Consider the following 22,856-nt stretch of genomic DNA (forward strand, 5'->3'; position numbering starts at 1 on the left):
ACGTCTCGTGTCCGTCACCGCCGGCCACGGCCGGTGACGCGGACCCGTCACCCCCACCCGTGATGAGGAGGCACGACATGACAGCCGACCCGCACACCACCGTCGACCAGTTCATCCTCGATCACCTCGACCAGGCGGCCCTGCCCGCGACCGCCGAGGACCTCATCGTCGCCGCCCTGCTCGGCGACGAGGAACTCGACGCCGTCCTCGGCGGTACGACCCCGCGGCGGCCCCAGGCACCCGAAGTGGACGGCGAGCCCGCCGAGCCGATCGGCACCTACCTCACCGGCATCGAGGTGACCGGGTTCCGTGGCATCGGACCCACCGCCACGCTGAGCCTGCACCCCGGACCGGGGCTGACGATCGTCACCGGCCGCAACGGCTCCGGCAAGTCGAGCTTCGCCGAAGCCGCCGAGCTCGCCCTCACCGGTGACAACAAGCGCTGGGCCGGCCGCGGCAGCATCTGGCAGCAGGGCTGGCGCAACCTACACGCCGGCGGCGAATCCCGGATCCGGGTGAGGCTCGGGATGGAAGGGCAGCGCGACGGCGCCGTGGTGGAGTGCCACTGGCCCGGCGACGCCGGCCTGGGCGAGGGCACCACCTTCCTCCAGGCCACCGGCCGGCGCCGCCAGTCCGTTGCCGACCTCGGCTGGGACAGGCCGCTGGAGCTCTATCGGCCCTTCCTCTCCTACTCCGAACTCGGTGGGCTCATCGGCGGCAGGCCCAGCGAGATGTACGACTCGCTGCAACGCATCCTCGGCCTCGGCCGGCTCGTCGAGATCGAGACCATGCTGAAGGCCGCCCGGCGGGGCATGGACCAGCAGCGCAAGCAGGCCGGGGAGAGCCTTCCCGCGCTGCGGGCTGTGCTCGCCGAGCACCCGGATCCGCGTGCCCGGCTCGCCGAGCGGGCTCTTGCCGGCCGGACCGCCGACCTTGACCAGCTTGACGCCCTGACAACCGGCGACGAGACCGCCGACGAGGCGATCGTCGTACCGCTGCGCCAGCTCGACGTCCTGCACCTACCCGACCGGGACGAGATCTCCGGCAGGGTCGAGCGGCTCCGCGCCGCGCTGCACCAGATCGACGACCTCGCCGGCACTCCGGTCGACGAGGCCAGGACACTCGCCGGGCTGCTCCGCGACGCACTGACACACCGCGCCGCCCATCCCGACCAGCCTTGCCCGGTGTGCGGGGGTCGCACCCTGGACGAGGCGTGGGCGGCCGACGCACAGGCACAACTGCACCGGCTCACCCAGCGGGCGGAGCACCTCGAGGCCGCGTACCGCGCCGAACGCGAGGCGCGGGCGGCGCTGCGCCGCGCGGTGCCCACGGCGCCTCCGGTGCTCGCCCTCGACCTGGGGAGAGAGCAGGTCAGCACCGCCGACCTCCGGGCAGCCTGGCAGAGCTGGGACACGCTGCTCGGCACAGCCGACTCCGGCGCGATCGTCGCGTCGGCGACCAGGACGGTCGGCACGCTGCTCGACGCCCTGGCACCGGCGCAGGCCGCCGCCCGCGCGGCGCTGGAGCGTCGCCGGCAGGCGTGGCAGCCGGTCGCCGACCAGATCCGGAGCTGGATCGACACCGAGCGTGCCAGCCGGCACGCCGCCGAGATGTTCAGGGCCCTGAAGACCGCGGTCGGGGAACTCCAGACGATCGGGGCGACGATCCGCGACGACAAGCTGGCCCCGATCGCCGCCGAGGCCACCGGGATCTGGAACATCCTGCGGCACGACAGCAACGTCCAACTTGGCGCGATAAAGCTCGCCGGGACCGGCAATGCCCGCCGGGTCGACCTCGACGTGCAGGTCGACGGCGTACCCGGTGCCGCTCTGGGCGTGATGAGCCAGGGTGAGCTGCATTCCCTCGCCCTGGCCCTCTTCCTTCCGCGCGCCACGATGCCGGAGAGCCCGTTCCGGTTCCTCGTCATCGACGATCCCGTGCAGTCCATGGACCCGGCAAAGGTCTACGGTCTCGCCCGGGTGCTCGCCGAGGTCGCGAAGCACCGGCAGGTCGTCGTCTTCACCCACGACGACCGGCTGCCCGCCGCGGCCCGGCACCTCCAGCTCGACGCCCGGATCCTGGCGGTCAGCCGGCTCGCCCGGTCACGCGTCACCGTCACCAGCGGCGGCGACCCCGCCCAGCGCTACCTCGACGACGCCCGTGCCATCGCCTGCGACGAGGTGATGGCCGGTACCGTGCAGACGACCGTCGTCTGCAACCTGGTCCGGGACGCGATCGAGTACGCCTGCCACGAGCGGATCCGGATCCGAGGATTCCGCACCGGCACCTCCATCGCCGACGTGGAGGCCGCGATCGGCGAGGCGCAGGGTCTGCGGTCGACGCTCGCGCTGGCCCTGCTCGGCGACCGCAAGCGCCTCGACGAGCTGAACGCGGAGCTGAACCGACTCGACTCGGCCGCGACCCGGGTGGTCCGCGCCGCGAACACCGGCACCCACGGCGGTCCCACCGCCAGCCTCAGCAGGTTGGTCGACGACGCGCGGCGCGTGGTGCGGAGCCTGAGCCGGCCATGACTCCGCAGCAGCTTCTCGACGAGGCGGCCGACCTGCTCGTCCGACCCAGACCGTGCATGCGTCGGTGTTGGCAGCGCGGCTGCGCCTGCCTCACCCGGCTCGCCCTCGAACAGGGACTACGCCGTTACTGGGAGGGAGCCGCCCCGAGCGTCGGGCATTGTCCCATGCGGCACCAGCTCCTGGCGCTGCCGTCCTTCGCGGGGGCTCCGACGGCCCTGCTCGCCCGTACCGCGTGGCACGGGCTCTCCCGGGCGATGCACCACCACACCTACGAGCTGGCGCCGACCCTCGCCGAACTCCGCTCCTGGCATCACGACGTCGGCATCCTGCTCGACCGGTTGACACCACCGAATTCATGAGTCGTGTTCGCAACCAAGCCCATCCGATCCCACTGTCGGAAACAAGCGTATTGACCAGCCTTTCGGAAGCCCTATTCTGGAGGGCTTTGCCTCCGGCCGGTGGTCCGGCGGGATCCCTGCGCACACCACATCACATCAGACGACGGAGACGAGATGATGCTTGATCAACCGGATGCGCTCAGCCTCGTCCGGCAGGCCGCGAGTCGGTGGGCGGACCGACTGATCGACTTCGGCCCCCGCAACACGCTGCTCTATTTCAAGGAGCGGCAGGCCAGCACGCTCGACCTCGCCGGAGCGGTCGAGGACGTGACCGCCGACCTGCTGCGCGGGCAGAAGGTGCGGCTGCGGGCGCTCTTTCCGGACCAGGACCGGCACAATGCCGCCTGCACGACGGCTCGCGGGCTCCGGCGCAAGCTGGTCGAGTTGGATGAGGAGCAGGGCATCCAGGCCGGCTGGGTGGCCCGTGGCCTTGTCCGCATGGTCGGGTCGTACACCCGGGGCTCGGTGCGGATGCAGCCGCTCCGGGCACCCCTGATCCTGCACCAGATGGCGTTGGAGAGCCGGACCGCGACCGAGAACGATTTCACCCTGGAGCTGTCCGAGTCGCCCGAGATCAACCCCGTCCTGCTCTACGCGCTCGAGCGGCAGTACGGCGTGGAGGCGGACATCGGCGCGCTCGGTGACCGGCTGACCGCGATGCTGGCCGAGACCCCCGATCCGGGGCAACAACTGAACACCGCGTACGAGCTGATCGCCAAGGCGGTGGCACCCAGCGGCATCTCCCTCCAGCTCGAACCGGCGGTGCTCGCCGACGTCTTCAGCTTCGACAAGCTGCCCATGGTCGAGGACCTGCGTACCTCGGCCGAACTGCTCGCGCTGCACCCCGTTGTCGGGGCGATGGCGGGAGACCAGACCTCCCGGCAGGGGCTGCGTACCCAGCCCGCATCCGAGCCGAGTTCCAGCGCCGACCGGATCGACCCGGCCAACGAGTTCCTGGTGCACGACGCGGACTCGTCGCAGCAGCGTGTCATCGACGCCGTGCTCGCCGGGCGGCACGTGGTGATCGAGGGGCCACCCGGCACCGGCAAGAGCCAGACGATCGCCAACATCATCGCCTTCATGGCGGCGATGGGCCGCAGCGTGCTGTTCGTCTCCGAGAAGCGGGCCGCCATCGAGGCGGTGATGAACCGGCTCGGCGACGTCGGGCTCGACAACCTCGTGTTCGACCTGCACGACCGCAAGATCAGCAAGCGTCAGGTGGCGGAGCGCATCGCGAGGGTCCTCGTCCAGGCCGGAGCCGAGCCTCCGGTCGAGGCAGCCGAACTGCACCACCGGCTCCGGCACCGTCGCCACGCGGCCCAACGACACCCGGCGGAGCTGCACGAGGTCCGGCAGCCCTGGGGTCTCAGCGCGTTCCAGGTCATCGAGAAGCTGCTCGCCCTGCCGACCTTCGACGTGAGCCGGTACAACCTGCGGGCAACCAACCTCCGCCAGTTGGACCGGAACACCATCGAGCTGGCGCGGGAAGACCTCCGGGCGTATGTGGACAGTGGTGGCCTGCGGATCTGGCGTGGGGAGTCGCCTTGGGCGAAGGCCGCGATCCACACCCCCGACGACGTCGCCGGAGTCCTGGTGCACCTCGACCAACTCGCCGCCGGCGCGCTACAGGACGCACAGCAGCGGATCCGGGAGCTCGTCGACCGGGCCGGGCTGGACGTCCCCGACAACCTCGCCGCCTGGACGGAGCTGTTCGACCTGCTCGGCGACGTGGACCGCAGCATCGCCAGTTACGGTCCCGATGTCTTCGGCCCAGGTCTGGACGACTTCGTGTACGCGGTCGCGCCGAGGCGACTCCGGCCGCACCGACCGGAACCGATCGGCCTGCTGCGCCGGCTGCGCCTGCGCCGCGAACTGCGGCGGACCTGCCCCGCCGCGCCACGGCAGCGTTCCGAGATCTATCGGGGTCTGGTCGCCGCGACGGACCAACGGGAGCGGTGGCGGAAGCTCAGCCGGCGGGACGGTGCACCGACCGCGCTGGCCGGCGCCGATCTCTGCATGTCCTCCTTCCTCCGGGTGCGCAACCATCTCGCCGCCGTCGCCGCCTGCGCGCGTATCGACGGCCTCGACCGTGGGTCGGCAACCAGCGCGTCCAGCACCGTTGCCGACCTGGCAGCCGACCGCGACACCCTGTTCCGGATGCCGGAACTCAACAAGCGGCAGGAGCGGCTCCGCGCACTGGGGCTCACACACCTGCTCAACGATCTCGCCACCCGGCGGGCGTCGAGCGCCGAGGCGGCCGACAGGCTGCTCTACGCCTGGCTCCAGGTCGTCCTCGACGAGATGCGGATGCGGGTGCCGTACCTCGGTCAGTTCGTCGGCAAGCAGCATGCCGCGGTGGTCGAGGACTTCCGGGTGGCGGACGGCGAGCACATCGGCTCGACCGCCGCACGGGTCCGCCGCAACGTCGCCGTCAACCTGCGCAAGGTCCGTGACGCCCATCCCGACCAGAACACCCTGGTACGGCAGCAGGCGGCGAAGAAGAGCCGGCACCTGCCGCTGCGGAGGCTGCTCGGCGACGCCCCGGAGGTGCTCCTCGCCGCCTTCCCATGCTGGGCGATGTCGCCGCTCGTGGTCAGCCGCATCCTTCCCGCCACGCAACTGTTCGACATGGTGATCTTTGACGAGGCGAGCCAGATCGAGCCGCACGACGCCGTCGCCTCGATCATGCGCGGCAGGCAGCTGGTGGTGGCCGGCGACCCGAAGCAGCTACCGCCCACGCCCTTCTTCCGGCGGTTGATCCAACAGTCGGCGTCCGGCGACGACGAGGAGTTCGTCGAGGAGAGCCTCGACGACTACGAGTCGGTCCTCGACGTCCTGGGCGGCCTGATCTCCGACCGATACCGCCTGACCTGGCACTACCGCAGCCGTGACGAGCGGCTGATCGCATTCTCGAACGTCGAGATCTACGACCGGTCCCTGGTCACCTTCCCCGGCGTACGGGTCGACAGCCCGCTGCGGCACGAGGCGGTGGACGGTCGGGTCGTTCCCGGCCAGGGGTCCTCGCCCGAGGAGGTCGACCGGGTCGTCGAGCTGGTCCTGGAGCACGCGGAGCAGCGTCCCGACGAGAGCCTCGGCGTCATCACCATGGGACAGAAGCACGCGCTGCGGATCGAGGGCGCGCTGCGCAGCCGGCGTCGGGAACACGAGCACCTCGACGACTTCTTCTCGCAGGACCGTGCCGCGAGCCAGCGCTTCTTCATCAAGAACCTGGAGAACGTCCAGGGCGACGAGCGGGACGCCATCATCCTCAGCATCGGGTACGCCAAGACCCGGGACGGGCGGCTTCCCCTGCGGTTCGGGCCGCTCAACCAGGAGGGTGGCGAGCGGCGGCTGAACGTCGCGGTGACCCGGGCGCGCAGCCGGATGACGGTGGTCAGCGCCTTCTCGCACCACGACATGGACCCGAGCCAGACGACGGCGACGAAGAACCGCGGCCCCGAACTGCTGCGCCGCTATCTCGAGTTCGTCGCGCTCGACGGCGACCTCGGCGCGCGACAGCACACCGGAGTCGAGCTGAACGGCCTCGAACGCAGCGTGCTGCATGCCGTACAGCAGCAGGGCATTCGCGCCGTGCCCCAGTGGGGGGTGTCCGGGTACCGGATAGACCTGGCGCTGGCCCATCCGGAGCAGCCCGGCCGGATGGTGCTCGCGGTGGAGACCGACGGCCACACGTACCACCGGGCACACAGCGCCCGCGACCGGGACCGGCTGCGCCAGCAGCACCTGGAGCGGCTCGGCTGGGAGTTCCACCGGATCTGGTCGACCGACTGGTACGTGGACCCCGCCGCTGAGACGGCTCGGCTCGTGGCTCGGTGGAAGCAGGCGGTCGACCTGGCCGACCGCGCAGACAGGCTCCAGACGGCTCCAGCCGAACCGACTCGGACGGCCCCACCGCCGCCGCCACCGCCGACCTCCCACCGAGGCCCGCGCCCGATGATCCCGACTGGCCTCCGAATCACCGAGTACACCCGCGAGCAACTGGTACGGCTCTGCGCGTGGTTGTTGAGCGACCAGCTTCAACGGGACCGGGACGAGCGTCTGCAGGAGGCCATGACGGAACTCGGATTCCGTAAGCGGGGCTCCGTCATCATCCACCGTCTGACCGAAGCACTCGAGATCGCGCAGAGGCGCGCCGACCGGGAGGCCTACTGATGCTCGTCGTCGACCCGCTGACCCTGGAACGGGTGGCACGCCTGATCTGTGACATCGACGGTCCGTACGAGCGGACCGGGGCGCAGACCGAACGGTTCCTGCACCGGGTCCGCTGGCCCGGCGACCCGCAGTACGACGGCTCTCCACGGGTGCCCTGGCTCACCGAGATGCTGGTCGCGCACGTCGACGACAGCGCGGCACTCGACCGGCTATTCTGCCGGATCTGCGACCCGCTCGAATACGACGGAGGGCTCGAGGCGGCAGAGCCGGTTGCCGAGGAACTCAACCGGATCCTGGCGCCCGAGCGGCTGACCGTCAGCTACGTCGGCGGCCGTCCGGTGCTCGGGCAGCTGGATCAGGCGGGCGAGGCTCCCCTGTATGGGCAGCCGCCAGATCTCCGGCAGCGGATAGGACGGCTCGCCGGGCACGGTGACGGCAGCACCGTCGGCATCCTGATGGCCCGTGCCGACGAGGCGTCGATCTGCCAGAACAACGGCGCGTTCGCGTTGGCAATCATCGGTATCGGCAGCTTCGTGGAGGGCCTGCTCCATGCGATCGTCGTGCGGCACGATGCGGGCGCCCGTACGGGTGGCCTCGTCGATCGACGGGGTCGCCGGATCCCCATCGACCGTGTGAGCCTGCATCTCCTGTTGGATCACGCCCACCAGCGGAAGTGGATCCAGACGGATGCCAAGGACTTCATGGAAAAGGTCCGCGACTACCGCAATTTCGTCCACCCCCGCCACCAGGCGCAGTACGGGCTGGTGCCGGATCTGGACACCGTGCGGATGTGCTGGGCCCCCGTACATGCCCTGCTCAACGACCTGGAATCAGCGCTGTTGACGGACGATCCGGGTGCCAGGTCGGACTGACCAGGGCGATCTTGTACGCGGATGACCGTCTGTTCCACGGAGTTGCCCGCGGAGTCCGTCACCGTCGCCCGCAGCGAGACGAACCCGGACGTGTTCGGGTGCCGCACCGAGACGGTCCGCGTCCTGCCGGATCCCGAGACCCTGGCGTCGCGCCACGACCTCCCGTCGTCGGTCGAGTACCGCACGGTCACCGTGCGTACCCTGCCGGGCGTCGAGCCGGGCTGGGCCGCGAGCGTCGCCGGGAACGTGAAGGTCCTGCCCGCCCTCGCCGCGTTGCCGTCATCGAGTGCCGGGCGAAACGACACCGTCCAGAGTGGAAGTCTTACCGGCGTGCCGCCGCTCGTGCTGCCGGAGCGGAACGTCCAGACGGCGGTGACCAGGGTGGAGAGTTCTGCCGGCGGCATCGGTTCCACCCGGCCCTCCAGCCGGAAGGTCGACCGGGTGGCCGGTACCGTCACGTCGGGCCAGGGCCCGTCGGTGCTGTCGGCGATGACGGTGCCGTCCCGGCGGAGCGCGTACCGTGGAGTGGCGTTGGTCCATCCGGAGTGGCCGAAACCGTCGCCGATGATCGTCTGGTCCAGATGGATGGTGTTGCCGGTCCGGTGCACGCCGTCGGACGGCACCAGCAACGCCGAGTACGACGGGCCGAGCACGGGCTCGTTCCATCCCTCGGTGACGGTGGTCCCCGCGCGGTAGGCGCGTGGTGCGCTCTGCAACGAGATCGTCGAGGTGCGCGAGGCCGGATGGTGGTCCCCGAACGTCGAGAACCAGCGCAGGCCGGGGGCGGCGCTGTAGTACTTGGTGTGGGTGAAGGGCAGGTCGAACGGGATCGCGAACTGGCCGATCCAGCGGCGCTGGTCCCCGAAGGACGGGTACGACGTCTTGTTTCCCCGCGTGTCCGGGGCGCTCTCGGCGAGTCGGGCGTCGACCCGCGCCAGCGAGGCGGTCGAGTAGGTCCGGGTGAATCCGGTCGGTACGTACTGGTCGAACCGCTGCATCAGGTGGTAGCTGCGGGGCGAGTTGACGAAGTCGCCGCCCGGTCCCGGGGCGGCCAGGGTGACGTTCAGGAAGCTGGTCAGCCCCGGGGTGCGTTGCCCAGGGTCGACCTGACCGAAGGCGAGCGGCCGGCCGCCGTCGAGCAGATTGCTGTACGACCGCGTGTTGCCGGCGTTGTCGCGCCACCAGTAGCCCAGCTCCACGCTGAGCGTCCGCTCGCTCGGGTCGCCGGTGACGTCGACGTCGACCGGCCGCCCCAGCCGGGCGTCGAGGGTGATGGTCCGGTCGCCGTCGATGCGTACGCTCGGGTTGACCAGCACCGTCTGCCGGGACTCGAAGTCGGCCGAGTCGGTGATCCAGGACTGCAGGAGGTACGTCCCGGCCCGGATGTACCGGGTGATCGGTTCGCTCTCGGTGCCGAGGAAGTAGTCCTCCCCGCCGTCCAGGGAGAAGAGGATCGTGCTGCGTTCACTGGTCGGCTCGCCGACGCTGTTGAGGTGCCGGAAGGTGACCTCCCCACCGGCGACGGCCCGATCCACCGCGTACGGGGTGACGACGCGTACGCCGCCGTCGGCGGTCGCCGTGATGGTCCCGCCGTAGTGCCCCTCCGGGCCGTCCCGCGCGGTGTCGGCGGTGAATCGCACGGCGGCGCTGCCACCCGCGGGCACGGTCACCGAGGAGGCGTCGAGAGAGAACATCCCGGCCGGCGCGGCCGAGCCGTTCGGGTCCCGGGTCGTCAGCTCCAGGCTCAGGGTGATGGCGGAGGTGCCGCTGTTCGTGTAGGTCACGGTGCGGTCGAGCACCGGGTCGTCGTGGTGCGGATGCTGCTGACGGCCCAGGCTGAGGCTCGGCGGGTCGGCGAGCAGCCGCTGGTCGTACCCGCGGGCGACGTCGAGCAGGCCGGCGCCCTGTTCGAAGATCGGCGTCGGGTCGTGGGGCTGGGCCGAACCCAGCAACGCCGACTTGAGCTGTGTCCCGGTCCACCCCGGGTTGCGCTGGGCGAGGATCGCGGCCGCGCCGGCCACGTGCGGCGCCGCCATCGACGTACCCTCGTTCGCCACGTAGGACTCGCCGGGTGGTGTCGAGGGTGCGGTGGAGCTGGCCGCCGCGGTGATGCTCACCCCGGGTGCGGTCAGGTCCGGTTTGATCGCGGTGTCGCCGATGCGCGGGCCGCGGGCGGTGAAGTAGGGCAGCAGGCCGTCGTCACCGACGGCACCGACCGACAGCGCCGCGTCGGCGGTGCTGGGGCTCTCCACCGTCATCTCGCCGGGACCGCGGTTGCCGGCCGAGACCACGAAGAGCGTGCCGTGCTGCGCGGTGAGCGTGTTGACGGCCTGCTCCATGGGGTCGACGCCGACGGTGTCGAGCCCGCCGAGGCTGAGGTTGACCACGTCGGCCCCCTGCTGCGCGGCCCACTGCATGCCGGCGATGATCGCCGACTCGGGGCAGTTGTTCGAGGCGCCCGCGGTGCAGACCTTGCCGTCGAGCAGCGACGCGCCGGGGGCCACCCCCCGGCGGGCGCCGCCGGACGCCGCGCCGGTGCCGGCGGCGATCGAGGCCACGTGGGTCCCGTGGCCGAGCAGGTCGGCGTCGGCCTCCGAGGTGAAGTTCCGCGCGGCGACGACCCTGCCCACCAGGTCGGGGTGGGTGGCGTCGATGCCCGAGTCGAGCACGGCGATCGTCGCCCCGGTCCCGTCGTAGCCGGCGGCCCAGGCCGTGGGCGCACCAACCTGTGGCACGCTGCTCTCCAGGTGCAGGCTCAGCCTGCGGTCCAACCACACCTGCCCGATCTCGGCGTGCAGCTTCCGCCGGCCGGCGCCGGTGGTGACCTCGGTGGTGAGCTCGTGCCAGAGCTGCGCCGCCGTGGCGGACGACGACTCCACCGCAGCGCCGCCCACGCTGCGCAACTCCCGGGCGAGCCGCGCGCCGCCCCTGGTGAACCGCCCGCGCGCCGCGGCACCGTCGCCGTTCCTGCCGTACGTCACGATCAGCGGCGGTGCCCCCACGCCGGCTGTCGTAGCCGTACGCGGAGAGCGCGGTCACGTCGAACAGGTTCCGGTCGAGCTCGCCCCGGGCCAGCAGGTCCTCCGCGTCGGAGGGTACGACGTGGACGTGCCCGTCGGTGTCGCGGTAGGTGGCGAAGGTGATGCCGTACCGTCCCTCGCCCGGCTCGATACCGACCGCGCCGGTGGGGTTGAGGGTCACCCGGTCACCGGTGATGAGCACGAGCTCCCGGGCCAGGTCGCCATCGCCGGCCACGCCGACGCTCGCCGGCCCACGTCGATCGCGTCGGGGCCGGCCGCACCGGTCGTCGACGCTGTACCGGCTCCCGGGCCGAAGCCGGCGGGGAGCAGCGAGCCGACCAGAACAGCCGCCAGCATCCCGCGCCACGGCCCTCGTCGAGTGCGCATGAATCCTCCCGTACGCCGTGCACGTGCCTTCGCCCGTGGTCAGCGACCCGTGGTCAGCGGAACGGAAGCGATGCCACGGTGGCGGTCCTCCCGACCCTGCCAACGTAAGCCGTCGTGAAGCACGGATGGTGAACGAGCCGTGTCGATCGCCGACTGTCCCAAATTGATCTCCACCTCGCTGCCGCGACGCCAACCGTCGGCACGGGGCGAGCGCCCGGCGCGGCGCAGCCCGGGGCGACGAAGGGCAGTCCCGTGATCCGGCGATGACGAGCCGTCCGGACGTGCCGTGCCCTGCTACAGGCCGTGTGCCTCGCGGATGCGCCTGAGGAGCGGCTCCGCGTAAGGAGCCAGTTCCGCCCGCAGCGTCTCCGCCTCCAGAGGTGTCACCGTGACCAACGGATCGAGGTGGGGCCGGGCGCGCAACCACTGGTGGCGCCGACCCGGTGCCGGGTGACTGGCAAGCATGGACGCCGCGTCGCGGATGGTGAGCTGGCGCAGGGCCTCGACGTCGCCGGCTGCGCGGGCGCGGGCATGGGTCAAGAGGTCGCGCCACTCGGCGGCAGCCCGACCATCGGCGACGTTCGGATGCAGCAGACCCTTCATGCGGGTCTCCAGCAGCGCCAGGACGTCGAGCGACTCGAGCGCGGCACGGTGACCCGCGGCGCGGGCGGAGATCAGGTCGGCGTGCGTCTCGGTGCGGCGTCGCTCCGCGGCGCCGATCAGATGCAGGCCGAGGTGCAGCGTCCAGAACAACCAGGACAGCGCGCCCATCACGAGCTGCAGCACACTGAAGATCAGCGCCAGCACGCCCGCGAGCCCGCGGTCGGCGGCGTCACCGGGCGGGAGCGTGGTGAGCCGGGCCAGCCGGCCGAAGACGGTGAGCGCGGGCATGGTCGCCAGCGCGCGCAGCGAGTCGTCGTGCTTGAGGTGGCCGAGCTCATGGCCGATCACGGCGACCTGCTGCTGTTCGTCCAGTGCGAGCAGCAACGGTACGCCCAGGCGCAGTACCCGGGTGCGCCGCAGCCCTACCACCGCGACGGCGGCGTTCCAGTCCAGATCCGCGACGATCACGTGCGGTCGGGGTGCGTCGGTGGCGTCCGCGACCCGCCCGACGAGCGCGGACACGGCCGAGTCCGCGGGCACGATCCAGCCGTTGGCGACGGCCCGCTTGCGGCTGCCGAGCCGCGGTCGGAGCGTCGCGGCGAGTCCGATCAGCGCAAGCCCGAGCAGGATCGGCGGCAGCAGCCCGCCGGTGACGACCAACCACACGCCGACGCCTGCCGTTGCCAGCAAGCCGATCGTGAGCAGCGCGGAGACGACGACCAGCGCGACGAAGCCGACGGTCGCGCGGCGGGAGATCTCATGCTCGCCGAGCGCGGCCAGGGCCCGGCCCGCCCGGAATCCGGCCCGCCGATCGAGGCCGACGACCAGTCGTCGGGCCCAGATGCCGTTGACCGGTGGAAACGTATCGAGATTCCACTCGCAGCGTCCGCACCACGGTGTGGTGTCCTCGACGGCGAGCAGGTTGCCCCCACACTCGGGACAGGATTCCGGCACGGCGGTATTAGACCATTCCGCTCGTCAAGCGAGCGCGCGGCCCAGACGATCCATCCGCCCGGGGGCGCGACGCACGGCTGCACGGCTCGACCGGCGCGCCCTCCCACCGAGCACCGGACGGCCCGATCCGGTCGGCCTGCCCCGGTCGGCCTCTGCCCGGTGTCCGTCGGACCCGGCATGATGACGCGGTGGACCGCAACCGGGTGCCGATGCTGGACGTCTTCCGCTACCCCAGGGGAGCCAGCCCCATCGAGGTCGAGGTCGACGGTTACCCGAACTACCACCACATAACCGCCGCTCCGGGCCGGGACCTGCCGAGGTTGATGCTGGAGCGCGGGATCAACCCGGCCGCGATGGTCCAGGCGCCGGACGAGCGGCGCCGGCCCGTCATCACCATCCGGTCCAGCCCCTGGAAGGCGGGGCACGCGACCAACCCGTGGCACGACGAGTTCGACCTGGACCACGGGCACGTCCGCTACTACGGCGACCACAAGCCGGATACCATCGGCCTGCCCGGTGCGACGGCGGGCAACCGGGCGTTGCTGGAGGCGTGGCGACACCACGCCGGGACCAGCGCATACGAGCGGTCGTTGGCGCCGCCGTTGTTGCTGTTCCGGTCCGCCACCGTGCTGCGCGGTGGGCGCCGGGTGGTGAAGGGACACGTCGAGTTCTGCGGTGTCGCGGTGGTCGAACGGTTGGAGCACATCGTCCAGCGCGATCCCGGCGGCGGCCGGAGCTTCCCCAACCTGGTGCTGGACCTCGCGGTGCTGGATCTGGCGCCGGCCGGCGACACCCTGGATCTGCGCTGGATCGACGACCGGCGGGACGCCTCGCTCACCACCGAACAGACCCACCGGTTCGCGCCGGCGTCCTGGCTACGCTGGGTCGACCAGGGGCGGGCCGCCATCCCGCGGGTCCGACGCCGGGTCGTCTCGTCCCGGGTGAGAACCGCCGACGAACAGTTGCCGGCCAACCCGGACGACATGCGGGTGTTGCGGCGGCTCTATCACTTCTTCGACGGCCGAAAACACGCCTTCGAACTGCTGGCCGCCCGGGTGGCCGCCCAACTGCTGGCCGGTTCGGGTGCGATGTACCGGGATGGTTGGCTGACCCGGGCCGGTGGCGACGGCGGGATGGATTTCGTCGGGCGGTTGGACGTGGGCGCCCCGGGCAGCAGTACGCCGCTGGTCGTGCTCGGTCAGGCCAAGTGCGTGGCACCCAGCAGTTCGATCAGCCCGGACCAGGTCGCCCGGGTCGTCGCACGGCTGCGGCGCGGCTGGATCGGCGTCTTCGTCACCACCGGCACCTTTTCCCGCCGAGCCCAGATCGAGGTGATCGACGACCAGTACCCGCTGGTGCTCGTCGGCGGCCGAACGCTTGTGGAACAGGTCCTCCGGATGGCGGCAGCCGACTACGACGGTGACCTGGACGCGCTGCTGCGCTCCGTCGACACCGGGTACGAGGCGGCTGTCGCCCACCGGCGGCCGGAGGAGATCCTGTTCGGATGATCCCTGCCGTGCCCGCGCGTCCTCGTACTGCTCGGAACCGGTTGCGGGCGGGCCGCGGTGAGGCCCGCCCGCGGTTGTGGCTACGTCACAGTCAGCCGATGCCGACCTGCGACCGGATCTGGCGGGCCATCTCGGCGTATCCCGCGCCGTTGGGGTGGAACGTGTCCGAGGTGGTGGGGAAGGAGATGTCGGCCGCCCAGCGCAGGTGGTCGGGCGAGCAGACCCGGTGCCCGCGGAAGGCGTCCAGGGTGTTGACGTATCGCACCCGGGAGTCGCCGGTCAGGAAGACCGCGGTGGCGATGGCGGTGTTGATCTGGGTGGCCGCCTCGTAGACCCTCCTCAGTTCGGCGTCGCTGAGGAAGGTGTTGACGATGCCACAGTTACCGGAGTCCCGCTGGAAGTCCTGCGGGTCGCCCGGGTTCGGCAGGACGGCCGGATAGCCCAGGACGATCAACCGCCCGTCGGGTCTCATGCTGCCCATGATGAGCGCGTATGCGTTGCTCAGCCGGGCCTGTATCGCGGACAGGTCGGCCGGGGTCAGCAGCGGGGCGTCGGCGCAGTAGCCGCTGAAGCAGCCGGACAGCCGGTCGGTGAAGCCGAGGTCGTTGCCGCCGATGGTGATGGTGGCCAGCCGGGTCCGGTAGGGGCTCACCCACTGCAACTGCGGCGTTCCGGCCTCGGGTTGCGGGTTGAGCAGGTGTTCCAGGCGGGCGCCGCTGCACGCTCTCAGGTTCGGCCGGTCGATGGGCAGGCTCTGGCCCCGGTCGCCGAGCGGTAGCCGGCCGGCGATGAGCTGCCAGGAGTAGGTTTCGGTGCTGCGCCGGCAGTCCGGTGCGGAGATCGGGTCCACGTTGGTGGGCGCGCCGTTGCCCGACGAGTAGGAGTCGCCGAGCGCGGTGAAGCGGATGACCGGTGGCGCCAGCCCGGTGTTGAACGCCCCGGTACCGAGCACGACGTGCAGGGTGAGGCTGCCGAGCCCTTCGCAGAGCAGGTAGCGGAGGCCGGGGATGGGGTTGCACGCCGCCCAGGGGGCGGAGGCCATCAGGTAGAGCTCCAGGATGACCTCGACCTGCCGGCCGCCGTCGTACAGGTCGCCCTGCACCTCGAAAGCGCCGTAGCTGGCCCCGTAGCTGCCGCTGACCGCGAACTCCGTGCCGACGTAGCCGATCTCGCCCTCGTAGTACGGGCTCCAGTCGACGGCGGCGGAAATGCCGTACATGTACTCCAGGAAGAAGTTGCACTGCACGTCTGCGGTGTAGATCGTGTCGGAGTAGGGACCGATCGTCCCGTCCTCTCCGACGTAGGTGTTGCCGTAGATGCTCGGCGTGCAGGTGTAGTCGTTGACACCCGACGTCGAGTCGGTGCCGGAGCCACCGGGAAAGGCGAGACCGACCCCGCTCGCCTTCCCGGCCCCGGGAAGCGCCTTCGGCTTGGTGGGCTTCAGCTCGGACGTGAGCGGGGCGATCTTCGTACCGTTGCCGGGCAGGACCCTCGACTGTGGAAGCTTCGTCGCCGGATCGAAGACGTCCTCGGGCCGCTTCGTCGGGTCGGCCTTGCCGGCGGGTGCGATCCGACTGCTCCGCTCCTCGGGCGCCACCGGATCGGCCTGTACGGGGTGCGCACTCACGACCGAGCCGCAGAGCACCGCCGCCACCGACACCACCGACAGGGCCAACCTCGATCGCCGCCGTGACCACCGTTTCCCGAACGTCGTCACTGCTACCTCCCCAGCTTGATCGATCGGCAAATGCCGTCGAGGAAGGCTCAGCGTAGGAAGCGGTCCGGGCGGGACACATCCGTGAAAATACGCAAACACGGGTGGAGAGGATCGGTAACCCTCCAGGCATTCCGCAATCCTGCCCGGGATTCCGTATCCGGTTTGTCAGACGTTTCTCGACAACATTCGAACCTCGGGCGCGTGGCATCGGACGGCGGCCGCTCGACGTGCCGGGCCGGTGGCTTGCGGGTCTTGACCAGGTGCGGCACTCTGGGCGAGGCGTATCGACGGACGGCGATGATCTCGATGCTCCGTGTGTCTGTCGGCGGTCCGCTGCGGCTGTTGCCTGGAGGGACGGGGGCGTGCTTCGGATGTATGGGGATCCGGACGAGTTGGATCGGCTGGCGGGTCGGCTGCGGCAGCGGGCCGTCGAGGTCCGGGAGCGGGCGGCGGACCATGAGCGGCGGGGGCAGGCGGCGCGGTGGGTGTCGGTGTCGGCGCAGGCGTATCGGGATCAGGTGGGCCGGGACCGGGTGCGGGCGGACCAGGTCGCGGACGAGCTGGACGCGGTGGCGGATGCGGGGCTTGACACACGCCCAGGAGGTACGGGAACTGATCGCGTTGATCGCCCGGATCGAGGAGCAGGCCAGGGTGTGGTTCGCCGGGACCGCGGAGCGGATGAGGGACCTGGCGCCGCTGGTCGGCGGCCCGTTGCTGAGGGCTGCGATGGAGGCGCCGTGGGCGGGCTGGCCGGTGCGGCCCGGCAACCTGCCGGCCTCCGGCGACCGGCGCTGGCTGGAGGTCGGCGACATCCTCCGGGGCAGGGGAGTGCTCTAGGTGGGCGCCGACGGTCAGGTGCTGCCGGCACACCGGCTGGTGCTGACCGCTCCGGAGTGGACACTGCTGGTCCGTCGCACGGGGCTGGCTCCGCCGCCCGGGCTCGACGTCTTGGACGAGCCGGAGCCGGACCTCCTGCGCGCCGCCGGGCAGGCGTTGGCCGCCCGGGGCGTGGTGAGTGCCGACGACGATCCGCTTGAGTGCCGGCCGGCGGAGGAGGTGCTGGCGAACCTGGCGATCTTCGCGGCCGCGCGGGTGGTGATCCGGGTCGAGGCGTCGGTCGGGGGGCGCTCGGTACGGGCGGTGGCGGCGGTGGCCGGGCCGGCGGGTGCGGCCCTGGTCGGGCTGCCCGACGGTGCTGTCGAGCTGTCGATGTTCGAGGCGGTGGCGCTCGGGCGTGAACTGGTCCGGGTCGTACCGGGGGAACGGGACCTGGCGGGGGCGGCGGGACGGCTCGGCCGGGCGCTCGGCGGCGGCGGGTCGCGGGTGTCGGGGCGGCTGCCGCTGGCGGCGCTGGCCGACTACACCCGCTCGGGTGACCTGGCGGGGGCGGCCGGGCGTGCGGAGGCGGCGGCGGCGTTGGGGTTGACGGCGGTACAGGTGCGGCTGGTCGAGCAGGTACGGGCGCGTACGACCGGGGTGTTGCGGGTGCTGGTGGGCGGCCGCAGCGGGGCCGGGGTGGGGGTGGCGCAGGTGGTCTGGCTGGCCACGGAGGGCGGCTGGCTCGGGCTGCGTCCGGAGCCGGATGGTTCGGGCCGGCGGATGGTGTCGGTGCGGCCGGTGGCGCGGGAGGAGATCGGGGTGTGGCTGGCGCCGTACCTGGGACAGCTTGTGGAGGGCGGCGATGGGTGATCCGGAGTTCCAGGTCAGCGGCGGCGCCGGTGGGACGGGTGCCCGGTACGAGGACATCGGCCTGCTGGCCCGGCAGAGCGACGACCTCGCCCGCGACCTGGCCGGGATCGGCGTGCAGGGGCACGGCATGCTCGCCGATCCGGACCTGGTGGCCTCGGCGGTGCTCCACCCGGACGGGTTCGCCAGGATAGAGGCCGGCCTGCTGCGGGCGTTGGACGGCCGCCGTTGGCGCCGTTGGCCGCCGCCGGGGCGCTGGTGGCCGACGACATCGACTGGGAACTGCTCGTCACCGACCATCCCGGGATCGTCGACACCCTCGTCGGACTGGGTCCGGGGTTGATCAGCAGCGTGCCGGGTGCCCCGATGGTCGGCGACGTGCCGGGCGCGGCGGACCTGCTCGGCGAGTTCTACGACGACGGCACCTGTTCGGTCACCGTGCCGGACGTGAACGGGACCGGCACCAATATCGACACCTCGCGCGACGAGATGACCACCCCGCCGCAGGGCTTCGGTGACCTGATCGCCGGCCTCAACTACCGCAATGGAGAGTCCGGCGCTGGTGAGCCGGATCAGATCGACGTACGGGTGGTCACGCATCCGGACGGCAGCACGGCGTACGTGGTCGACATCCCCGGCACCAAGGTGATGAACATGCCGTGGGATTCCGACAGTCCGTTCCTCAACGACATGGGTACCAACGTGCACGTGCTCGGCGTGCTTTTCGCTGTCGCAGCCTGTGGCGGGCTGGCGGATTCACCTGAGGAGCGGGCGGAGTCGGATGCGATTGCCACCGAAATTCAGGAGGCGCTGGCGGCACGGCCGGACGTGGTGAGGGTGAAGGTCGGGTACCAGAACAACATAAGCAATTCCGCGAGCGCCTCCGTGACCGCGACGTTGAAGGCCGGAGCCGACTTCGATCCCTTCCTCGACGAGGCCGTCCGGCTGGTCTGGCTGAGCAGGCTTGACCCGCTCAGCTCGATAAGCGCCGCTGCGATCGACGCCGAAGACGAGCAACGCGGCACCACCCGTCACCTGACTCTTGACGACAGCGCGGAGCTGGAACGCAGGTACGGGCCTCGGCCGCCGAGCTAGGCGTGGTGGGCTGCGGTCACCGGCGGGTCAGGGCGAGCCTTCACCGGCCGGCGTGGAGCTCGGCAACGACGCGCTCGGCACCGTTGAATCAGATCCATGAAGCGGAGCGGGTCGTGCAGATTCGCGGCGTCGACACGCTCGACAGGCCGGTCTGGGCCGACGACTCCCGGAGCCTCCCTCACCCGGACCCGTCCGGATCGGTACTGCATCGGCCGGTCGTGTCCGGTTTTCGGGCACGACCGAAGACATCGGCGCTGCCCCACCGCCCGCAGACGTCGAAGAGGGTGATCTCGCCGATCTCCGGCGGTATCAGGGCCCTGCTCTCCAGATGGTCGGGATGCGGCGCCAGGCCGAGGAGGGTGCGCAGCAGCGACAGCACCGCGCCCGCCGACCAGCCCTGCGGGCTGTTGGCGGTGGGGTAGCGGACCGGGTAGGTCGTCAGGGCGCGGTCGTAACCGGTGAACGCCTCCGGCAGGCGGCCCTGGAAGTACGGGGCCGCGTCGAGTATCGACTGCGCGATGGTCGACGCCTCGGCGGCGAAGCCGTAGCGGCGCATACCCTCGGCGATGACCGAGTTGTCGTACGGCCAGACCGTGCCGATGTGGTAGCCGACCGGGTTGTGGTTGGCCTCGCCGGTCGCGAGGGTTCGCACTCCCCAGCCGGAGAAGAGCCGGGAGCCGAGCAGGTGTTCGACAAGTGCCGGGGCGCGGTCGGCGTCGACGATGCCGCTCCAGAGCAGGTGCCCGATGTTCGAGGTCAGCGCGTCGACGGGCGTACCGTCGACCTCGCGGGCCAGCGCGTAGTAGCCGCGGTCGGCGAGCCAGTAGTCCCGGTTGAACCGGTCCCGCAGGTCGGCGGCCTGCTCTTCGAGGCGGTGCGCGTACGCCGGGTCGTCCCAGAACAGCCGGGCCATCCGCGCGCCGCGCCGCTTGGCGTCGTAGGCGTAGCCCTGTAGCTCGCAGGTCGCGCGCGGCCAGCCGGGCCGCCGTCCGTCGGCGTAGCAGATGGCCGGTTCGGACTCCTTCCAGCACTGGTTGGGCGGCTCGTCGGGCCAGCGGGGCCGCTGGTACCAGAGGTAGCCGTCCCCGACGAGGTCGCCCCACTCGTCGATCCAGTCGAGCGCTCTGCGCGCCTCCTTCTCCAGTGTCCGCACCAGCCCGACGTCACCGGTCCACCGTTCGTACTCGTCGAGCAGCACCACGAAGAGCGGCGTGGCGTCGGCCGAGGCGTAGTAGTAGAGGTACGGCCGCTCCTCGAAGGCCGCCCCCTCGTTGAAGCGGAGCAGATGGATGATCTTCCCTGGCTCCTCCTCGCGGTGGTCGTCGAGCTTCGCGCCCTGGTCGGTGGCGAGCAGCCGCAGCGTGTCGGCGGCCAGGCCGGGCAGGAACGGCAGCGTCTGGAGGCTGGTGAAGATGCACTGCCTGCCGATCGCGATGTTGAGGTACGGCAGCCCGGCGGCCGGGAGCTTCCCCCGGCCGGTGATGCCCGGGTTGGCGAGCGCGGCCAGGTCGATCAGGCTGCGCCGGTAGGCGGTGACGAGCGGGCCGTACCCGGTCTCCAGCCGCGGCGCCGCCGCGATCCAGGCGTCGAGCTCGTCCCGCATCCCCTCCTTCATCTCCCGCAGGGATCGACCGGCGCCGGTGACCTCGGCACCGCTCGACGCCCGGATGTCGGTCGTCACCTGGAACCGGGTGTTCCAGGCGCCGTGCGGTGCGAGCCGGGCGGTGAAGGTCATGCCGCCGGAGTCGATCCCGGCCGGTTCGGTGCTGGTCCGGACGATCGTGGCGCGCCGGAAGCGCCCGCGCAGGTATTCCAGCTGTAGCTGGCGGTCGCCGATGGCGTGCCGGAACTCTCCCTCTCGCGGGACGGGCGGGTTGCCGAGCCGGTTGACGTCGAGGAAGTCACTGGCGACCTCGAGCCGGATCGTCGCCTCGACCGGCTGGTCGGTGTGGTTGAGAACCGTGACCTCTTCGTCCATCCCGGCCACGGTCGAGCGATGGCGGATCACCGACTGCGTGGAACTGACGTAGTGCCTCGGTTCTCCGGGCACCAGGAAGAAGCGCGCCTCGAAGTACTGGAGATCGTCGACGGAGAGCGGGGTGAGCCGGTTGCCGTCCACGGTCACGACCCATCTGGACAGGAACCGCGTGTCCAGGAAGTAGAGCCCGTCCGGTTCGCCGGGAGCCGGGTCGACATCCCCGTTCCGGGCGCTGACGATGAAGGTCAGGCCCTCCAGGATCGTTGTCCGCTCATCTTCCATGGGCTCCGCCCCCGGCTCCGGCGGCCCTGATCGGCCCGACGGAGCCGGGTGGCCCGGGCAGGAGACGCTCGAAGTAGATCAGTACCTCGGGAGAGCCCCGGTAGGTGACGTCGTTGCGGAGCGTCGCGGCGACCGGGTTGGCGCCAAGGACGAGCCGGTCAAAGATCGACTTTTCGGTCGATATGATGCAGTCCGCGTCACGGTCCGCCTCCCGGGACACCGCCACCTCGCCTTCCCGCAGCGTGACGTACCAGTGCTCGGTGCGCTCGGGGCGGCTCAGGTCGAGACGGACCGTCGCGGCGATCCCCTGCGGCAGCAGGTGTGCCCGACGCTGCGCCTCACCCGCGAAGAAGTCCGCGGTCGGATCCGCCATCAACCCTCCCTGACGAGGTCGGCCCACGGCCGGGGCTCCCGTCAGCCTCGCGTGGGATACCCGGTCAGCCTCGCGCGCCGTGCGGTGGTCCTGCCTCACCCCGATCGGATGAATCGGCCGGGCCGGACCGTCGACTGTTCCGCCTGCTCCGTCGGCCGGAAGGTCGGCAACCTCCACAGCGGCGGTGCGCCGGTCTGCTCGCCGGACATCGACCGGGTCGAGGTCCCGCGCACGGCGGGCTGAGCGCGGGTACGCGCGGGGCCGCACACCGCGACTCCGGCCGTACCCGTCGCGCCCGACCGAGTTCGCGGGGCAAATTCGGTTGCCGTCAGGCGTCCGTCTGATGAGGTGGGAGCGTGACCTCCGACCCGGACACCGTTCCTGCCCCGGATAGACGTCTCGTCGACGGGAGTGTCGTGCGACGTCTGATCGCCAGGCAGTTCCCGCACTGGGCCGGGCTCCCCGTGCGGCCGGTCGGCAGGGGCTGGGACAACCAGACCTTCCGGCTCGGCGACCGCATGTCGGTGCGGCTGCCCACCGCCGCGGAATATGCGCTGGCGGTGGAGAAGGAACACCGATGGCTGCCGGCGCTCGCGCCACGGGTGCCGCTGCGGATCCCCACGCCGCGGGCGAAGGGCGAGCCCGACGAGGGGTTCCGCTTTCCCTGGTCGGTGTACGAGTGGATCGACGGCGATCCGGCCGGCATCGCCCCCGTCGCGGACCTGACCGGGTTCGCGGTCGACCTGGCCGCCTTCCTCGTCGCGCTGCGGCAGGTGGATCCGACCGGCGGGCCCGAGCCGGGGCTGCACAACTGGTTCCGAGGCGGGCCGTTGCAGGTGTACGCCCCGCAGGCGCGGCGGGCGATGGAGATGCTCGACGGCCGGATCCCCCGGGACACCGTCACGGAGATCTGGTACGCGGCGCTGGGCGCGTCCTGGGAATCCGGGCCGGTGTGGTTCCACGGCGACATCGCCCCGGGGAACCTCCTGGTCCGGGACGGCGTGCTGGCCGCCGTCATCGACTTCGGCACCTGCGGTGTCGGCGACCCCGCCTGCGACGCGGCGATCGCCTGGACGTTTCTGTCCGGAGCGAGCCGCGAGGCGTTCCGGACGACGCTCGACGTCGACGCCGGCACCTGGGCGCGCGGGCGGGGCTGGGCGCTGTGGAAGGCGCTGATCATCCGTGCCGGTGCGCCGCACGCCGCCCATGCCACGGCGGTGGAGGCCGAACGAGTCATCGGTGAGATTCTCACCGATCATGCGGAGTCCGGCTGAATCGA

15 protein-coding genes and 1 pseudogene are annotated in these 22,856 nt (G+C 71.3%); 11 read left to right on the forward strand and 5 right to left on the reverse strand.

Annotation, left to right across the window (positions count from 1 at the left end):
• The first annotated feature begins 77 nt into the window (after positions 1-77).
• From ACN27G_RS02565 to ACN27G_RS02580, 4 genes are all read left to right on the forward strand, one after another.
• Positions 78-2,531 (forward strand): AAA family ATPase, encoded by a 2,454-nt coding sequence (locus ACN27G_RS02565; RefSeq protein WP_421491172.1) that lies wholly within the window; start codon positions 78-80, stop codon positions 2,529-2,531.
• Positions 2,528-2,890 carry a hypothetical protein gene (locus tag ACN27G_RS02570; protein WP_421491173.1) on the forward strand — a complete coding sequence of 121 codons (363 nt, stop codon included), beginning with the start codon at positions 2,528-2,530 and terminating at the stop codon, positions 2,888-2,890. The genes ACN27G_RS02565 and ACN27G_RS02570 overlap by 4 nt, the downstream gene beginning before the upstream one ends.
• A gap of 153 nt (positions 2,891-3,043) precedes the next feature.
• Positions 3,044-7,102, forward strand: a complete 4,059-nt coding sequence (locus tag ACN27G_RS02575) for an AAA domain-containing protein (protein WP_421491174.1) — start codon at positions 3,044-3,046, stop codon at positions 7,100-7,102.
• Positions 7,102-7,974, forward strand: coding sequence for a hypothetical protein (locus tag ACN27G_RS02580; RefSeq protein ID WP_421491175.1), 873 nt, complete (start codon positions 7,102-7,104; stop codon positions 7,972-7,974). Before ACN27G_RS02575 ends, ACN27G_RS02580 begins: the two co-directional genes overlap by 1 nt.
• A 1,907-nt stretch (positions 7,975-9,881) precedes the next feature.
• Here the strand turns inward: ACN27G_RS02580 and ACN27G_RS02585 are convergent.
• Both ACN27G_RS02585 and ACN27G_RS02590 read right to left on the reverse strand, forming a co-directional pair.
• A pseudogene (locus ACN27G_RS02585) lies at positions 9,882-10,976 on the reverse strand (S8 family serine peptidase); the annotation flags it as partial.
• A 699-nt stretch (positions 10,977-11,675) separates the two neighbouring features.
• Positions 11,676-12,938, reverse strand: coding sequence for a M48 family metalloprotease (locus tag ACN27G_RS02590; RefSeq protein WP_421491176.1), 1,263 nt, complete (start codon positions 12,936-12,938; stop codon positions 11,676-11,678).
• 188 nt (positions 12,939-13,126) lie between these two features.
• Between ACN27G_RS02590 and ACN27G_RS02595 the strand changes: the two genes are divergently transcribed.
• The gene (locus tag ACN27G_RS02595) at positions 13,127-14,446 is read left to right on the forward strand and encodes a restriction endonuclease (protein WP_421491177.1); all 1,320 of its coding nucleotides are present in this window, start codon (positions 13,127-13,129) and stop codon (positions 14,444-14,446) included.
• Between the two features lie 91 nt (positions 14,447-14,537).
• Here the strand turns inward: ACN27G_RS02595 and ACN27G_RS02600 are convergent, their stop codons facing one another.
• Positions 14,538-16,121: an SGNH/GDSL hydrolase family protein gene (locus tag ACN27G_RS02600; protein WP_421491178.1), complete on the reverse strand. Its 1,584-nt coding sequence runs from the start codon at positions 16,119-16,121 to the stop codon at positions 14,538-14,540.
• A 627-nt stretch (positions 16,122-16,748) separates the two neighbouring features.
• Between ACN27G_RS02600 and ACN27G_RS02605 the strand changes: the two genes are divergently transcribed.
• From ACN27G_RS02605 to ACN27G_RS02620, 4 genes are read left to right on the forward strand one after another with little or no spacing between them, the layout of a single operon-like run.
• Positions 16,749-17,000 (forward strand): hypothetical protein, encoded by a 252-nt coding sequence (locus ACN27G_RS02605; protein WP_421491156.1) that lies wholly within the window; start codon positions 16,749-16,751, stop codon positions 16,998-17,000.
• On the forward strand, positions 17,001-17,852 hold the full coding sequence (locus ACN27G_RS02610) for a hypothetical protein (RefSeq protein WP_421491157.1): 852 nt from the start codon (positions 17,001-17,003) through the stop codon (positions 17,850-17,852). It abuts the gene before it with no gap.
• The gene (locus ACN27G_RS02615) at positions 17,845-18,192 is read left to right on the forward strand and encodes a hypothetical protein (RefSeq protein WP_421491179.1); all 348 of its coding nucleotides are present in this window, start codon (positions 17,845-17,847) and stop codon (positions 18,190-18,192) included. The genes ACN27G_RS02610 and ACN27G_RS02615 overlap by 8 nt, the downstream gene beginning before the upstream one ends.
• A 23-nt stretch (positions 18,193-18,215) precedes the next feature.
• The gene (locus ACN27G_RS02620; RefSeq protein WP_421491180.1) at positions 18,216-18,944 is read left to right on the forward strand and encodes a hypothetical protein; all 729 of its coding nucleotides are present in this window, start codon (positions 18,216-18,218) and stop codon (positions 18,942-18,944) included.
• A 178-nt stretch (positions 18,945-19,122) separates the two neighbouring features.
• On the opposite strand, the gene ACN27G_RS02625 is transcribed toward ACN27G_RS02620, so the two are convergent.
• Both ACN27G_RS02625 and ACN27G_RS02630 read right to left on the reverse strand, forming a co-directional pair.
• Positions 19,123-21,204, reverse strand: a complete 2,082-nt coding sequence (locus tag ACN27G_RS02625) for a glycogen debranching N-terminal domain-containing protein (protein WP_421491181.1) — start codon at positions 21,202-21,204, stop codon at positions 19,123-19,125.
• Positions 21,194-21,577, reverse strand: coding sequence for an SCP2 sterol-binding domain-containing protein (locus ACN27G_RS02630; RefSeq protein WP_421491182.1), 384 nt, complete (start codon positions 21,575-21,577; stop codon positions 21,194-21,196). Before ACN27G_RS02630 ends, ACN27G_RS02625 begins: the two co-directional genes overlap by 11 nt.
• Before the next feature lie 108 nt (positions 21,578-21,685).
• Here ACN27G_RS02630 and ACN27G_RS02635 point away from each other — a divergent pair, with 108 nt between their 5' ends.
• Positions 21,686-21,820: a hypothetical protein gene (locus tag ACN27G_RS02635; protein ID WP_421491183.1), complete on the forward strand. Its 135-nt coding sequence runs from the start codon at positions 21,686-21,688 to the stop codon at positions 21,818-21,820.
• A gap of 173 nt (positions 21,821-21,993) precedes the next feature.
• Entirely contained in the window at positions 21,994-22,851 is an 858-nt protein-coding gene (locus tag ACN27G_RS02640) for an aminoglycoside phosphotransferase family protein (RefSeq protein ID WP_421491184.1), read from the forward strand.
• The last annotated feature ends 5 nt before the right edge of the window (positions 22,852-22,856 follow it).

The organism is Plantactinospora sp. WMMB334, from assembly GCF_049179095.1.
Classification (GTDB): domain Bacteria; phylum Actinomycetota; class Actinomycetes; order Mycobacteriales; family Micromonosporaceae; genus Plantactinospora.